The sequence below is a fragment of the Enterococcus sp. JM9B genome (assembly GCF_009933265.1).
In the GTDB taxonomy this organism is placed as follows: Bacteria; Bacillota; Bacilli; order Lactobacillales; family Enterococcaceae; genus Enterococcus_C; species Enterococcus_C songbeiensis.
In genome coordinates, this window is sequence record NZ_MAEK01000037.1 from 1 (window position 1) to 16033 (window position 16033).

16 protein-coding genes and 1 tRNA gene are annotated in these 16033 nt (G+C 39.0%); 9 read left to right on the forward strand and 8 right to left on the reverse strand.

Annotated features, from left to right (window positions below):
• A partial coding sequence (locus tag BAU16_RS11800; protein ID WP_161526377.1) for a transposase occupies positions 1-339 on the forward strand: 339 nt, incomplete at its 5' end.
• Between the two features lie 134 nt (positions 340-473).
• On the opposite strand, the gene nrdF is transcribed toward BAU16_RS11800, so the two are convergent.
• The 3 genes from nrdF to nrdH all read right to left on the reverse strand — a co-directional run bounded on the left by nrdF (position 474) and on the right by nrdH (position 4206).
• The gene (gene nrdF, locus BAU16_RS11805) at positions 474-1442 is read right to left on the reverse strand and encodes a class 1b ribonucleoside-diphosphate reductase subunit beta (protein WP_161527160.1); all 969 of its coding nucleotides are present in this window, start codon (positions 1440-1442) and stop codon (positions 474-476) included.
• A 277-nt stretch (positions 1443-1719) separates the two neighbouring features.
• Entirely contained in the window at positions 1720-3879 is a 2160-nt protein-coding gene (gene nrdE / locus BAU16_RS11810; RefSeq protein WP_161527161.1) for a class 1b ribonucleoside-diphosphate reductase subunit alpha, read from the reverse strand.
• A 102-nt stretch (positions 3880-3981) separates the two neighbouring features.
• Positions 3982-4206 carry a glutaredoxin-like protein NrdH gene (gene nrdH / locus BAU16_RS11815; protein WP_048603993.1) on the reverse strand — a complete coding sequence of 75 codons (225 nt, stop codon included), beginning with the start codon at positions 4204-4206 and terminating at the stop codon, positions 3982-3984.
• Positions 4207-4567: 361 nt separating this feature from the next.
• Between nrdH and BAU16_RS11820 the strand changes: the two genes are divergently transcribed.
• The 3 genes from BAU16_RS11820 to BAU16_RS11830 are packed head-to-tail and all read left to right on the forward strand — an operon-like array spanning position 4568 to position 7319.
• Positions 4568-5032, forward strand: a complete 465-nt coding sequence (locus BAU16_RS11820; protein ID WP_161527162.1) for a FeoA family protein — start codon at positions 4568-4570, stop codon at positions 5030-5032.
• A 2-nt stretch (positions 5033-5034) separates the two neighbouring features.
• Positions 5035-7188 carry a ferrous iron transport protein B gene (gene feoB, locus BAU16_RS11825; protein WP_161527163.1) on the forward strand — a complete coding sequence of 718 codons (2154 nt, stop codon included), beginning with the start codon at positions 5035-5037 and terminating at the stop codon, positions 7186-7188.
• Positions 7188-7319, forward strand: coding sequence for a FeoB-associated Cys-rich membrane protein (locus BAU16_RS11830; protein ID WP_161527176.1), 132 nt, complete (start codon positions 7188-7190; stop codon positions 7317-7319). The genes feoB and BAU16_RS11830 overlap by 1 nt, the downstream gene beginning before the upstream one ends.
• Before the next feature lie 51 nt (positions 7320-7370).
• Here BAU16_RS11830 and BAU16_RS11835 read toward each other — a convergent pair whose 3' ends face one another.
• The 4 genes from BAU16_RS11835 to BAU16_RS11850 form a co-directional block, all read right to left on the reverse strand.
• On the reverse strand, positions 7371-8228 hold the full coding sequence (locus BAU16_RS11835; RefSeq protein WP_161527164.1) for a DegV family protein: 858 nt from the start codon (positions 8226-8228) through the stop codon (positions 7371-7373).
• A complete protein-coding gene (locus BAU16_RS11840) occupies positions 8221-8775 on the reverse strand; it encodes a DUF1836 domain-containing protein (RefSeq protein WP_161527165.1) in 555 nt (184 codons plus the stop codon). The genes BAU16_RS11835 and BAU16_RS11840 overlap by 8 nt, the downstream gene beginning before the upstream one ends.
• A gap of 360 nt (positions 8776-9135) precedes the next feature.
• On the reverse strand, positions 9136-9468 hold the full coding sequence (locus BAU16_RS11845) for an inorganic diphosphatase (protein ID WP_161527166.1): 333 nt from the start codon (positions 9466-9468) through the stop codon (positions 9136-9138).
• 75 nt (positions 9469-9543) lie between these two features.
• Positions 9544-9846 (reverse strand): MazG-like protein, encoded by a 303-nt coding sequence (locus BAU16_RS11850; RefSeq protein ID WP_048603999.1) that lies wholly within the window; start codon positions 9844-9846, stop codon positions 9544-9546.
• A gap of 238 nt (positions 9847-10084) precedes the next feature.
• Between BAU16_RS11850 and BAU16_RS11855 the strand changes: the two genes are divergently transcribed.
• Complete coding sequence (locus BAU16_RS11855; protein WP_161527167.1) at positions 10085-10756, forward strand: hypothetical protein; 672 nt, start codon at positions 10085-10087, stop codon at positions 10754-10756.
• A 139-nt stretch (positions 10757-10895) separates the two neighbouring features.
• Here BAU16_RS11855 and BAU16_RS11860 read toward each other — a convergent pair.
• Positions 10896-10968 (reverse strand) — tRNA-Lys (locus tag BAU16_RS11860).
• 362 nt (positions 10969-11330) lie between these two features.
• On the opposite strand from BAU16_RS11860, the gene yycF reads away from it, so the two are divergent.
• From yycF to BAU16_RS11880, 4 genes are read left to right on the forward strand one after another with little or no spacing between them, the layout of a single operon-like run.
• On the forward strand, positions 11331-12035 hold the full coding sequence (yycF, locus tag BAU16_RS11865; protein WP_048604001.1) for a response regulator YycF: 705 nt from the start codon (positions 11331-11333) through the stop codon (positions 12033-12035).
• A 7-nt stretch (positions 12036-12042) separates the two neighbouring features.
• On the forward strand, positions 12043-13869 hold the full coding sequence (walK, locus tag BAU16_RS11870; RefSeq protein WP_161527168.1) for a cell wall metabolism sensor histidine kinase WalK: 1827 nt from the start codon (positions 12043-12045) through the stop codon (positions 13867-13869).
• A complete protein-coding gene (locus BAU16_RS11875; protein ID WP_161527169.1) occupies positions 13866-15164 on the forward strand; it encodes a YycH family regulatory protein in 1299 nt (432 codons plus the stop codon). Before walK ends, BAU16_RS11875 begins: the two co-directional genes overlap by 4 nt.
• Positions 15165-16016 carry a two-component system regulatory protein YycI gene (locus BAU16_RS11880; protein ID WP_048604004.1) on the forward strand — a complete coding sequence of 284 codons (852 nt, stop codon included), beginning with the start codon at positions 15165-15167 and terminating at the stop codon, positions 16014-16016.
• Positions 16017-16033: the final 17 nt, after the last annotated feature.

Consider the following 16033-nt stretch of genomic DNA (forward strand, 5'->3'; position numbering starts at 1 on the left):
AAGGACCATCTATTATCAATCAATCCAGAGTTAAGAGAAAGTTATGACGTTTACCAAGATCTTTTAGAATCCTTCGAAAATAAGGACCACACGACCTTTTTCAACTTAATAGATACCCTTCCAGTGCATTTAAATCAGGAGTTTAAAAAGGCAATTCTTTACCTAAACAAACACAGAATAGCGATTTGCAACGCCTTAAAATACCCTTATTCCAACGGCAAGCTTGAAGGGAAAAATAATTTAATCAAAGTGATCAAACGGATTGCTTTTGGTTTTCGTACTTTCCGCCACCTGCGCAAGAGAATTCTTATTCAGCAGAATCTCTGTATAATCATTTAAATAACAAAAAAAGAGAACACCGGAATGCTCTCTTTTCCAGATTTAATTCAAAACAACACTATTTGACAAAGAGCCCAAAAGGAGTGGGCTGTAAAATAGAAAAAAACCGCAACTAGAAAAGTCGCGGTTCAAATTTATTCATTATCCAAGCCAATCAGGTAGTCATCATCGTTCATTGCTTCGACGGTTCCTAATAAATAGCCGTTACCAACTTGGGAGAAAAAGTCATGATTGCTCGTTCCAGTGGAAATGCCGTTCATGACGATTGGATTGACGTCATTAGCGGTATCCGGAAAGAGTGGGTCTTGTCCTAAGTTCATCAAGGCTTTGTTGGCGTTGTAACGGAGGAAAGTTTTTACTTCTTCCGTCCAACCAATTTCGTTGTACAATTCTTCTGTGTATCGTTCTTCATTTTCATACAATTCATACAGGAGGTCGTACATCCATTCCTTCAGCTTGTCTTGTTCCGCTTCAGGTAATTCATTAAAACCAAGTTGGAATTTGTAGCCGATATAGGTTCCATGCACTGATTCATCACGGATAATCAATTTAATGATTTCAGCAACATTGGCTAATTTATTATTTCCAAGGTAGTACAAGGGCGTATAAAATCCTGAGTAGAAAAGAAAAGTTTCTAGAAAAACACTAGCGATTTTCTTTTCCAAAGGTGTACCGTTTTTATAGATTTCATTAATTCGCTCTGCTTTTTTTTGCAGGTAGGGATTTGTATTGGTCCACTCAAAAATATCATCAATCTCGGCTTTAGTATTCAAAGTGCTGAAAATGGAAGAATAGCTTTTAGCATGCACTGATTCCATGAATTGAATATTATTTAAAACAGCTTCCTCATGGGGGGTCCGAACATCTTTGCGTAGCTGATCCATTCCACTTTCTGATTGAACCGTGTCTAATAAAGTCAAGCCGCCAAAGACGTACCCAACGGTGGTTTTTTCAAGATCAGAAAGTGTTCGCCAGTCGTCCAAATCGTTGGATAGGGGAATCCGAGTATCCAGCCAAAATTGTTCTGTCAATTTTTCCCATGTGGATTTATCGATGATGTCTTCAATTTCATTCCAGTTGATTGCTTCATAATAGGTTGCCATCTGATTTCGCTCCTAGTTCCTATTTTGGTAATAAATTTTCTGCAAGAAAATTTAGTCTGATGTTCACAACGAATATCATTCCACTAGAAATACTTAAAAAAGTGGAAGTGACATCCTAGTTCCTATTTTGGTAATAAATTTTCTGCAAGAAAATTTAGTCTGATGTTCACAACGAATATCATTCCACTAGAAATACTTAGAAAAGTGGAAGTGACATCCTAGTTCCTATTTTGGTAATAATATTCTGCAAGAAAATTTGTGTTGTCGTTTAGTTGCATCAAATGACACAGCTTTCGCATTGGTTGCTACCGATTTCTTCTGCATCATCGGTAAATGTTCGTACATAATAAATAGACTTGATGCCTTTATTAAAGGCATAGTGACGCAAGATATTCAAATCCCGCGTGGTTTGTTTATTGGTTGTTTTCCATTCATACAAACCTTCAGGAATTTCTGAACGCATGAAAAGTGTCAGGCTCATTCCTTGGTCGATATGCTGTTGGGCAGTGGCATACACGTCAATCACTTTACGCATATCCATATCGTAAGCGGATTTGTAAAAAGGAATCGTGTCGTTGGACAAGTAAGCCGCTGGATAGTAAATTTTACCGATTTTCTTTTCTTGCCGTTCTTCAATCATTCGAGTAATTGGGTGCAGGCTAGCACTAGTATCGTTGATGTAAGAAATCGAGCCGTTTGGTGCGACTGCAAGCCGGTTTTGATGATACAAACCATCTTTTTTAACGGCTGCTTGTAATTTTTGCCAATCTTCTCCACTTGGTAAAAAGATATCTGCAAAGATTTCTTTGATTTTTTCTGATTTTGGTTGGAAGTTCCCCGTCGTGTATTTATCAAAATAGCTGCCGTCTGCATAAGCGGATTTTTCAAAATTATGGAAAACGGTTTGCCGTTCACGAGCGATGGCGTTGCTTTCAACTAAGGTCCAATAGTTCAACAGCATGAAATAAAGATCTGTGAATTCAAGGGATTCTGGTGAGCCGTATTCCATATGATGCTTTGCAAAGAACGTATGCAAGCCCATCCCGCCAAGACCAATCGTATGCGCTAAGTTATTGCCATGTTGGATCGATGGAACCACGTCAATATCTGAGGCATCTGTAACAAAAGTCAATGCTCGTGTCATGGTTCGGACAGATTTACCAAAATCAGGGCTTTCCATCAAATTTACAATATTGGTGGAGCCAAGATTACAAGAAATATCCGTTCCCATCACTTCGTATTCTTGCTTGCCATTGATTAGTGAAGGTTGTTGTACTTGCAGGATCTCAGAACAAAGATTACTCATAATGATCTTACCGTCAATCGGGTTGGTTCGGTTGGCTGTATCGATATTTATCACATAAGGATAACCAGATTCTTGTTGTAATTTAGAAATTTCGTTTTCTAAATCACGGGCTTTGATTTTTGTTTTACGAATCTTGGGATTTGCTACCAATTTATCGTATTCTTTGGTGATGTCGACATAAGAAAAAGGCACGCCGTATTCTTTTTCAACGCTATAAGGGCTGAACAAATACATGTCTTCATTTTTTCGAGTCAGTTCATAAAATTTATCCGGTACGATGACTCCAAGAGACAAGGTTTTTACGCGGATTTTTTCATCGGCATTTTCTTTTTTTGCGGATAAAAAGCTGATGATATCTGGATGAAAAACATTCAGATAAACGACACCGGCACCTTGTCGTTGTCCCAATTGGTTGGAATAGCTGAAGCTGTCTTCGAATAATTTCATGACAGGCATCACACCGCTGGCAGCTCCTTCATACCCTTTGATGGGTGCGCCGGCTTCTCGTAAATTAGACAAGGTGATTCCAACGCCACCGCCGATTCGTGACAGTTGCAAGGCAGAATTGATCCCACGCCCAATAGCATTCATATCGTCGGTGATTTGGATTAGGAAACAAGAAACCAATTCTCCACGACGTTTCCGTCCAGCATTCAAGAAAGAAGGGGTCGCTGGTTGGTAACGCTGATGAATCATTTCATCAGCTAATGCTAAAGCCAAAGCTTCGTCGCCATTGGCAAAATACAATGCATTGAACGCCACACGATCTTCATAGGATTCAAGATAAGCAGTACCATCATTGGTTTTTAGCGCATATTGAGAATAAAATTTGTAGGCTGCCATAAAGGATTTGAATTGAAAATTTTGCTCATCAAGAAATTGATACAATTTTTCAATGAAGGCATCGGAATAATTTGCTAGAAATTCTTTTTCCAAATAATCATTGGCTACCAAGTAATCAATTTTTTCTTTAATAGAAGCGAATGTCTTAGTGTTTGGTTCGACATTTTCAGCAAAAAAAGCAGCTAGTGCTTCTTTATCCTTGTTCAAAGGGATTTGTCCATCGACAGGTCGGTTGATTTCATTATTCAACTTGAAATAACTAACGTCGGAAATATTTTTTAAACTCATGGGAAGACCCTTCTTTCGTTCAAGTTTTTTAAGCGATAAAAAAGGATTTGCTGGCTTACAAGGCTGACAAATCCGAGGTTTACAAAGTTAGCGAAGAAAAAATCAAGACGCTAGTTGACGTAGTTGATCTGGTCGAAATCCGATGATTGGTTGTGCGTCGGAAGTTACGACGGGAACGCTCTGGAAGCCTTGTTCCTTTAATTGATCGATCATTTCTGGTTGTTCGTCGATATTCACTTCTTGAAAGGCAATATTGTTTTCCGTTAAAAAGCGTTTTGTCATTTTACATTGCATACAATTATTTTTTGAAAATACGGTAATAGTCATTACGCGCCCCTCCTTGTTCCTGTTTTGGGAAAAATTATTATAAACTAAGTATAAGTCAGGACAGAAAAAAGTCAACAAAGAAACACTACATCTTGTGTTTGTGAAATCGAAGGGTACTAAATTTTGTGTTTTTATACAAAAATGAATGTGCTGGAAATCTCACCGTTTCTTGATTAAGAAGAAAATAAACAGGGGGTTGTATAAATAAAACGAGTAAAAAAAAGCAAATAAATTTTTCTATGTGAAAGAGATAGCAATTTTCGAAATTGGATTGACTTTTTGAGGTAAAGAACGTACTCTTTAACTGAGAATAATTATCATTTGCGATTGTAAATAACTACACAAGAATGGAGTCGGCGGGATGAGAAAATTAAGTGAAGCGAAAACCCATAAAGTCTATCAGGTAAAAGAGATTCAGACGACGGCAGAAATTCAGCTTCATTTGAATCATCTTGGTTTGATTCCCGGCAGTAAAGTTGTCTTGCTGCAAACGGTAGGAGAAAACGGTATTGTTCTGCTGCACAATAGCCGCTTGGCATTGGATCAGCAAATTTTAGAAAAAATCATGATCGAGGAAGCCAAAGAAACCGGTGAGTGGGTGTCATTAGATCAATTGGCGATCGGAGATACAGCAACTGTTGTGGGTGTTCATGGTGAAGGAGCTGTCAAACGGCGGTTGATGGATATGGGCCTGACTAAAAATGTTCGAGTACAAGTTCGGAAACGGGCTCCTTTAGGTGATCCGATTGAAATTACCGTTCGCGGCTCTGAATTGACTCTTCGAAAAAATGAAGCTGCCTATATCTTAGTAGAAAAGGAGCAGTAAAAATGCGAGAAACCTATCTAGCATTAGCAGGAAATCCGAACAGCGGAAAAACCAGTACCTTCAATCAATTGACAGGTGCAACCCAGTCTGTTGGGAATTGGCCCGGTGTAACAGTAGAACGCAAAGCCGGAAACTTACGAAAAAATAAAGAAGTTATCATTCAAGACCTTCCGGGAATCTATTCCCTTTCTCCATATACACCAGAAGAAATTGTGGCTCGGGATTATTTGTTGCAGGATCGTCCAGACGTCATCGTTAACATCATTGACGGCAGCAATTTAGAACGTAACCTTTATTTAACAACACAGCTTTTAGAAACCGGCATACCGGTGGTTGTAGGAGTTAATATGATGGATGTCGTGAAAAAAAGCGGCAAAAAAATCAATCTGGAAAAACTTGCTTACGGACTGCAAACCCCCGTTGTCGGAATGAGTGCGTTGAAAAAACAAGGTCTGGATGAATTAATTCATAAAAGCTTGCAGGCGGCAGAAATTTTTCCGCCAGAAATCCATTATCCGGTGTATGATCCAAAATTGGAAGCCGCTTTGAGTGAAATCAATGATGTGTTAGGCAATACGGTACCGGAAAAACAGGCGCGTTGGTATGCTGTCAAATTATTCGAACAAGATCCGGTCGTTTGTCAACAAGTAAATTTGTCAAAAATTCAACAAAAAGAAATCAATGAAATCATAAAAATTACGGAGAAAATCTTTAATGATACCAGCGAAGCAATCCTAATCAATGAGCGCTATGAATTTATCGCCCGATTAGTGGCGTTGTGTGCAAACCAAGAAAGTAATTTTGTGGAGACCGTTAGTGATAAAATCGATCAAGTAGTAACGAACCGCTTTTTGGCTTTGCCTATTTTTGCTTTGATGATGTGGGGAATCTACTATCTGTCAATTCAAACCATCGGCACGATCGGTACAGACTGGATTAACGATGTGTTATTTGGTTCGGTGCTTCCTCAATGGGTGGAAAAAACGTTGGTGAGTTGGCAAGTTGCTGATTGGATGCAACAGTTGATTTTAAATGGAATTTTAGCAGGTGTTGGCGCAGTTTTAGGGTTTTTACCGCAAATCATCGTCTTGTTTTTCTGTTTGTCATTGTTAGAGGACTGCGGCTACATGGCGCGCATTGCCTTCGTCATGGATCGCCTGTTTCGAAAATTTGGTTTATCGGGAAAGTCATTTATTCCTATGCTGATTGCGACTGGATGCGGTGTGCCGGGAGTAATGGCCAGCCGTACCATTGAAAATGAAAAAGATCGGCGGTTGACGGTTATGGTGACGACCTTCATGCCTTGCTCGGCAAAGCTACCAATCATTGCCCTGATCGCAGGAGCTTTCTTTCCTCACAGTAGTTGGGTAGCACCTTCTGCATATTTCTTAGGAATTACCGCCATCGTTTTGTCTGGGATTGCTTTGAAAAAAACACGGTTGTTTTCTAGTGATCCGGCACCCTTTATTATGGAACTGCCGGCGTATCATTTGCCGCAGATGCACAATGTTTTTCATCAAACGACTGACCGTGCATGGGCATTTGTTAAAAAAGCCGGTACGATTATCTTTGTTTCCAGTATCGTCATTTGGTTTGCTTCAAATTATAATTTTTTGCTGCAACCAGTGGCAGAAAATCAAAGTATTCTTGCACAATTGGGGCGTCTGATTGCGCCACTATTCGCACCATTGGGATGGGGGCAATGGCAAGGGACCGTTGCAACACTGACAGGATTGGTCGCAAAAGAAAATGTTATTGGCACCTTTGGCGTACTATACGGCCATTTATCGGAAATCTCTGAGAACGGTACGGAAATTTGGGGACAAATGCAAATGAACTTTACACCTGCTGCTGCGTATTCATTTTTAGCATTTATTTTACTGTGTGCACCGTGTTTTGCGGCAATCGGTGCTATTCATCGGGAAATGGCAAGCTTGAAATGGACATGGTTGGCAATCGGTTATCAATGTGGGTTAGCTTATGGCGTCAGTTTTCTATTGTATCAATTTGGTCACGTATTTTTTGAAGGCGGTGCGTGGACGATGGGGACGTTTTTGGCAGTTGTCGTCGCCGGAGGAATGCTGTTTGCCATTCTTCGTAAACCAAAAGAACAAAAACTGCCATTTGTGCAGATTGTAAAAGGAAGTGAAAGATGATGGCGACTTTTTTGTTGAGTATTCTGATTTTTGGTAGTGCTGGCTGGATCGTTTATCGTCAGAAAAAAAGTGGTGGCAGCTGCAAAGACTGCACGTCAAGTTGTCCAGTTAAACAAGAACAAGTGAAATAAAAAAAGCGAAGTTTCCCAAAAGGAGACTTCGCTTTTTTTATAATAAATTCTTTAGTCCAGTAACTGGGCACCTACACCCAATAAGCCTGGACCAGTATGCACAACGAGCGCAGGAGAGATTTCACCAAAGTAAAATTCTTTTACCCAAGGAAAATCCTGTTGCAATTGTTTTTTGACAGCTAATGCTTCTTCATAAGCACCGCCATGAGCAACAGCAAGTCGGACATTTTTATGTTCACCGACAAACTTATGAATCAAGGCAATCGTTTTTTCTAAACTTTTTTTGCGTCCACGTGCTTTGGCAACGGTGTAGTAGACACCTTCGTCATTGCAAGAGATAATGGGATTTAATTTTAAAGCAGTTCCTAAAAGGGAAGCGACCAAACCGATTCGTCCACCTTTTTGTAGATATTCAAGTGTCGCCACATTAAAATAAACAGTATTTTTGCTGACCTCTGCTTCTAGTTTAGAGATTATTTCCTTGAAGGATAACCCGGCTTCCAGCAGTTCATTGGCACGAATCGCCTGAAGACCGGCAGCAATCCCAATATTTTTAGTATCTAAGACGTAGACTTCTAATCCATCATACTGTTCGCCTAAAAGCCGCACGATGTTATGGGTGCCGCTTAAACCTGCAGAGATTGTCACGCCCAAAACTTTTTCATAGCCATCCGCTTTGATTTGATCAAAAATTTGATTGATGGCATCTCCGGATGGTAATGAGGTGCTGGGGATTTCTTGCGGAAGCCGTTGGTAAATTTCTTCTGCGCTGATTTCAACTTTATCGATGTATTCACGATCGCTATAAATGATTTTTAAAGGAATCATGTACATATGATTTTCCGCCATGATTTCTGCGGGAACATCGGTACCTGAATCCACTAAAAGAGCAATTTTTTCTTTATTCATGAGGTGCCTCCTTCAAATAGGTTGTTTCTAATGCAATTGTTTTTTCTGCGAGCATTTTCATGGCAAAGGCGGAAGTAGCCGCCCGAACGGCAATGAATTCAACGACTGTTTCTGTAGATTCATTGTAACTTTGGCTTTGGGCATGGGCGCCGATACGATAGATCGCTTGTTCTTGTTCTTGGCAAAAAATATTGTAGGCTTCTTGAATGCCGCTAGTTTTTCCTTGGAAAATGATCCCATCTTTGATTTCAGGAATCGTCAGGATTTGTTTAAGCATGGTGATTGCTATTAAAAAAGCGACATGTTTTCGGGTATAGCGTTTTTTTTGTGGTGCTGGGATCAGACCGAGTTTTACATAATTGTTAACCATCGAAGGGGTCAACAAGGTGTGTTTTTCTGGTTGAATGACTTGGGAAAGGTATTGATCAATCAACTGAATCACTTGATCCATATACAAATTAAAATCAGGCAATGCTTCCCAACGAGGCAAGTGAAATTTTTCCAATTCTGATCCCCAACTAGCCAAATCGGTTTTAATCGTGTTCATTGTATCAGCTCCGTTTGTTAAAATTATCTAATGGAAGTTATTTATAGGCTTATCTAGTTTTCGAAACTAGATAAATGATAACATACGCAGGAAGGATTGAAAAGACTTGAACAACTTATTGGGGGAAATTTTAATTAATTCACGTAGGTTAAGGTTCGGTTAAGCAAAGCAGGGTATTCTTTATCCATACCCAATAACCCAAACTTTTCTTTTCATTTTCTCCCTAACCAGTCGTTTCCTGCGACTGGTTTTTTTGTATAAAAATAGTGCAGCCGAATTCTGCCGCACTAGTTGGTTGAAAATTTTGGTTATGAAAATATTTTCTTAGGTGTGAATGCCACAATCTGTATTTTACTTACATCAATAAGTAAGTATTGTAGTGTTAAAAAAGCGCTCTTGAAATTCTACGAGTGCTTGGATTTGTTCCTTGCTGTATTTGTTTAACTCTTTACAAACGACCAACTTATCTTCGGTGTCATTGAGTCGTTCTATTATTGCTACAACATATCCCTCGTATACCTCCAATGGTTCGAATTCTCCGATAATATAGGCATCGATTTCTTCTCCGTCACCCGAAAGCGTATCAGGAATAAAACCGTAATTTAAAGGATAGATAAAATTATGCTCTGGATGTTTAGAGCCTAGAGGTCGATCCATTTTTACTGTCACTTTCTTTCCCAAATACGACGACATACGACTACCTCCCTAGTAATATAATTTAGAAAAAGGGATACTCACTACAAGCGATAGCTATTCTTTTAAATGGTTTTACAGCTTTTCTTTTTCGGATAAAAATTTTTCTAGCTCTGATTCGATATCGACATCTAATCGGTTTGATAGTTCAATTAACCACCAGATAGTTTCAGCTAATTTATGTTCCAAATTATAGGGTGTTTCATCATAGTATCTGCCAAATTTTGTCATAACCAACCGGTTTAAGTTTCCGATATCGTTTGAAAGTGCTAGTAAATCTTCTTCGACAGTCCATGGACGATCATGGTTTTTTACTTCTAATTCGTGGTAACGTTCTCTTATTTTATTGCTTCGTTCAATTAGTTCTTTTACATCCATTTTAAATTCTCCTTTGTTCATTTAGCTGATTTTAGATTGCTCATGCTATTTAAACTAGTTTCTTTTATCCTATCAGTAAATTCTTTTTTTGTATGTAGAGAGCTTTAAATTAGATTTTTTACAAGAGAATAATGAAAGAGTAGTGTTGAAATAAGCAGGAAAAAAGCGAGACATTTCCTATGTTTTTCCCACCTTAAATGGTATAATCTAGCTGATTAATCCTGATATGTAGTGAACGATGGAATTTCTTCTTGGGCATGATTATTTTAAGATAGTTAAAAATTATAGTTATGGTATAAAAGAAAGGTCGGTTTCTATGAATAGTTCTGGGAAAAAGGGTAGTGTCGTTTATAGTCAGCAATTTAGGGATAATTCTTGGACATTGAGTCTTTTGACCAATGACTTGAAGTCTTTTTTTGAAAATAATCAGAGAGTTTCGGCATTGATCAATATTGATGGATGCTCCTATCCAATCAGTTCTTTTAAACATTTTGCAATGACTACCAACTGCACCATTATGATTAAAGACGGATATATTGACATTGTACAGAGCGGGAGAATTGTCGGTGTATTTTTAAAAAGAACGAATAAAGTTCTTTACAAATTAAATATGAAAAGAATTATGAGTCTGGATTTTCTTATTGGCAAATCGAGTGATTCTATCGAAGAACCAAGAATTAGTTTTTATCTCAATATTTGTATGGTGGATGGTAAAATTTACAGATTCTTCATATTAGGATTAAATGCTGCGATATTACTTTATACCAGTAACTATCTAAAGAAAACGAAGATAAATGTGAATGATGCGTTAATTCCCTTCTTGTCTAAAGAACACATGGATTCAATTAATGCGGAGGTTTATCAAGTAATTGAAGATATTCCTGCAATGACAAAGATTAGCAAGGTTTAAAATAGAAGAAAAAAACCACTCTGATTTTTCAGAGTGGTTTTTAGGTCAACAGAAATAATCAATAAAAAAAGAGGATAGCACAAACGTCTTCAAAATGCTTTCGCACCGGCGTTTGTCTATCCATGGGTTTGGCACCCAATGGGCTGTGGGGGGCTCGAACCCACGACCCGCTGATTAAGAGTCAGCTGCTCTACCAACTGAGCTAACAGCCCATCTGTTTAACACTTAGATATTTTAGCATTGCCAATTCGTAAAAGCAAGGCATTTTAAATAAAAAATTTTTTGTCTTTAAGCTTCAGTTAAGTCAACGAGGGTATATTCTATTCATACCCAATAACCCAAACTTTTCTTTTCATTTTCTTCCCTTGACCAGTCACTCATCTGTGGCTGGTTTTTCTTTTTCCCCAACTTTTAAGTTATAATAGATAGAGAAGGAACTTTATAGCAAGAAAAAAGAAGAGAATCAGAATAGGTCCGTTTCTTAGGAAAATGGTAAATAACGGATGTATTAATGAAAACCCATTGAAAATAAGGTATAATGAGTAGGACAAAAAAGATCGAGAGGTGACTTTTTGTGAAAAAAATATTAGTTGTTGACGATGAAAAGCCAATTTCAGATATCGTCAAGTTCAATCTCACAAAAGAAGGATACGAGGTCTATACTGCCTATGACGGCGAAGAGGCTTTAGAACAAGTAAAGGAAGTAGAACCAGATTTAATTTTGCTGGATTTGATGTTGCCAAAAATCGATGGCTTGGAAGTTGCTCGTGAAGTTCGAAAAAATTATGATATGCCGATCATCATGGTGACGGCAAAAGATTCAGAAATCGATAAAGTTTTGGGACTTGAATTAGGGGCAGACGATTATGTAACCAAACCATTTTCAAATCGTGAATTGGTTGCCCGAGTAAAAGCAAATCTGCGCCGAGGCTCCTCTGCGGCAAAAGAAGCCGAGGAAGCACCAAATTCTGATTTGACTATCGGAGATTTAACGATTCATCCAGATGCTTATATGGTGACAAAAAATGGAGAAGCCATTGAATTGACACACCGAGAATTCGAATTGCTGCATTATCTTGCCAAACATATCGGTCAAGTGATGACACGAGAACATTTGCTGCAAACGGTTTGGGGCTATGATTATTTTGGGGATGTACGGACAGTAGACGTAACGGTTCGCCGATTACGGGAAAAAATCGAAGACAGACCCAGCTATCCTAATTACCTAGTTACTCGCCGCGGAGTTGGTTATTATTTAAGAAGCCCGGAACAGGAGTAGACAATTTATGAAGAAAAAAGTTCGCTTTTTTCAATCAGTGAACTTTAAAATCGCCCTCGCATTTATCTTGATTTTGTTAATTTCAATCGAGATTATCGGGGCGTATTTTATTCGCGGATTGGAAAACTCAACGATCGATAATTTTACGAAGAATATGAATCAGCAGGTTTCCAGCCTTGCCGGAACGGTTGGTTCGGAGTTGAGTAAAAAAGATGCTTCTGATACCACAGTGGCAGACACTACAATCCAACGTATTTTGGACAATACAATGTCTTCTGACATGATCGAAATGCGGGTGGTGGATGAAAAAGGAATCGTCCGTGCGACGACTAATGCTGCTGACAAAAGTACGATTGGCAAAAAAAATGATTACCAAGATACCACCGATTTTACTGCCAAACGGGCGATTGATGAAGCCACAGGAAAAAGAGTGTACATTATTGTACAACCGATTCAGTCACCCACGGGGGATGCTGCAATCGGCGTTTTGTACGTGAAAAGTGATATAGAAAAAAAATATCAGGAAATTTATGATACAGCATTGATTTTTGTCACGGCTTCGTTGATTGCTGCGGCAATTTCAATGATTGTTGCGGTATTGGTCTCTCGCTCGATTACGCAGCCGATCGGTGAAATGCGAGAGCAAGCGTTGCGGATTGCCCGGGGAGATTATAGTCGAAAAGTTGCTGTTCATGGAAAAGATGAATTAGGACAATTGGCTGAAACCTTCAATCAGCTGGCTGAGCGGATTGAAGAAACACAGGATGCAATGGAGTCGGAACGTAACCGATTAGACAGTGTGTTGTCTCACATGACGGATGGTGTAATTGCCGCAGATCGTCGGGGAAAAATTATTACGATCAACGAGATGGCATTGATGCTTTTAAATGTTCAAAGCGAAGATGTGATTGGTCAATCAATGCTGGAATTATTGGATATTGAAGAAGAATATACTTTGCGAAAAATCCTTGAAAATCCTGACGAAATTTTGATTGAACGAGAAACCGCTGATCGGGGTACGATTATTTTGCGCACCGATTTTTCGATGATTCGTCGAGAATCAGGGTTTATTAGTGGTTTAGTTGCTGTAATGCATGATGTAACGGAGCAAGAAAAAACGGAGCAGGAACGTCGAGAATTTGTTTCTAATGTTTCCCACGAATTGCGGACACCGTTGACCAGCATGCGCAGTTACATTGAAGCTTTGAGTGAAGGCGCGTGGAAAGATGAAGAAATCGCTCCTAATTTTCTTAAAGTAACCTTGGATGAAACCGATCGGATGATCCGGATGATCAATGATTTGCTGAGTTTGTCTCGCATGGATAGTGGCAATGCCCAGCTACAATTGGAATATGTGAATTTCAATGAATTGCTGAGTTTTGTGTTGGATCGTTTTGACATGATGGTAACGAATCAAGAGAAAAAATACGTGATTCAACGGGAATTTACACAACGAGAATTATGGGTGGAAATTGATCCGGATAAAATGATTCAAGTGATCGACAATATCATGAATAATGCCATCAAATATTCTCCAGATGGTGGAATCATTAAAGTTCGTCTAGTAGAAACCCACAATAACATCATGTTAAGTATCAGTGATCAAGGATTGGGAATTCCGAAAAAAGATCTGTTTCGTGTCTTTGACCGTTTTTACCGCGTGGATAAAGCGCGGGCCCGCCGACAAGGGGGGACTGGTCTGGGATTAGCTATTTCGCGTGAAGTGATGAAAGCGCATGGTGGCGCTATTTGGGCGGATAGTAAGGAAGGAAAAGGCTCGACATTTTACATTACGTTACCGTATGAACCGTATGAGGGGGACTGGTGGGAATGAAATTATCTGAAAAATTTATTCGTCTCGGTCTGATTTTGCTGATTGCGTTGAGTTTGTACTTTTCTTATGTGATTTGGCTGAGTCCTTCCAATCGAACGGTTCACGAACAAACCATGAATCAAGTTATCGCCACACAAAACTATCGCAAGGCTTCGGATGTATTTATGCCCTTGAGTGTTTCTTGGATCGATGGAGAAGACATTCAGCAAACGACATCAGAAACCTTGATTTCTGAACTACAACCGCTGATTACTTCTGCAAAGATTGAAAAATTAGCGACTACTACCTATGATAGTTTTGATGAATTTCAAGAACAGGCGGATATTCAACGGGGAATTGAGCTGGATTATGTCGGTCCGTTTTCTCTGCAGGAATATCTCACGATGTTTGATTTAAACAGCAGTGAAAAAAATGCAGATGGGTATTTTACGAAAGTGCAGCTTGATTTTGAGCAAAAGGAAATTCGCTTCATCAATGTGAAATGGTATCAAATCACGAAAGCGGCGATGGCGTTTGATCAAACCGATTTTCAAGAGGTACTTGAACAAGCGAAAACAACTTGGACAGCGATGACAAAGGAAAATCGTCTGCAAAATCTGCAGTTTAATTTAAAAGAACCGGTGAAAATGAAGATGTACAGCTATATCTCTTCTTCACAGGCCTATACTGTTTTTCGCGATGCCTTTTTTAAGGACGCTGCAGATGTAAAAAGTAATGAGGACAGTCAAGATGTCGTATTGTATGACGGTTCGGAAAATATGACGATTCAGCAGGAACAACAATTAGTGGATTTTCGTGGAGAATTGTTGCCGGATGAAGACAGCACGGATATTTATTCCCAAAGCTTTCATTTTATCAGCCGATTAGGAACTAATTTAGGTAATGTCCGCTTTTTTGACCGCAGTAAGGATACGGCAAATTATCGAATTTTTGTGGAAGGCTTTCCGGTGTTTAGTGAAGATATTCGCGGAGAGATCAATTTGACGATCTCTGAAGATAAGAGCGGCGATGGATTGCCAGTGCATATTCAGACTAGTTTGAATACGATTCAAGTGCCGATTCCTTCAGAAGAAGAAATCGAATTGGCAAATAATGAAACGATCATTGATCAGATTCTTGCTGCTGGGGGCAATCGGGAACAAATCCGCTCTATGATTATTGGTTATCAATGGCAGGATATCAAGGATACAAATGGCGTGGTAGATCTGGTACCAACCTGGTACATCAAATACGATGAAACTTGGTATCCTTATAAAAAATTAGTGACCCAATTAAGTGAAACGGAGGCGGAGTAATTGGATTTTAAGAAAATCGAATGGATCTTTTTTCTCGCGTTTCTGGGTTTAAATATTTTCCTTTTCAGTCTCTATCATGATGCTCAAAGTGATGAAAACAATGTCTCTATGTCTAACCAAAAAATCGATATTGAACAGCGATTAGCTTCGGATAAAATAAAATATAGCGGCGAATTATCAAATGAAAAGCTTGAAGGCTATTATTTGAGTGGTGAGCAAACGGATTTGGCACAAATATTGGAAGAGGATGCGGGGAATCAGTCGTTGCAAAATGGAACGACGGTCGAGGACGATGAGTTGACACATGTTACTAGTGAGAACTATTATATCAGCGATGACAAGAAAACCGAATCCGCACTGAAAAACTTTTTAAGTAAAGAAAGTCAGATTCTATTTGGAACCGAGTACGAGTATCTGCCAAATTATTCCCTGACAGATGAGGAATACCCAGAAGTCGTGGCAGCACAAACTTTTGAAACGATTCCCTTCAACGATCCTACAAGTCGTGTAACGATTTCGCTGGAGAAAGTTGATGATTTGTTAAAAATTGCCCGGTACACCCAGACACACCTTTCACAAATTGAAAAGTTACGGGAAAAGATGACCTTGTATACAGAAAAAGATGCAATAAATACGCTGTATATCAATAATAAAATTCCCAGCAAATCACGAATTGTTTGGCGGCAACTGGCCTATACGCGAATTTTGAAGGTACGGGAAAAAAATGTGTACGTGCCAGCTTGGTTTGTTGCGATAAAAACCGGTGATGATTTAGTTCAAGTAGAAATGGTGAATGCCTTTAGTAACCGCATCATCACAAATAATACATTGCAGAAGGTAGAAAATTCTTAAAAAGCTATGTATAATGG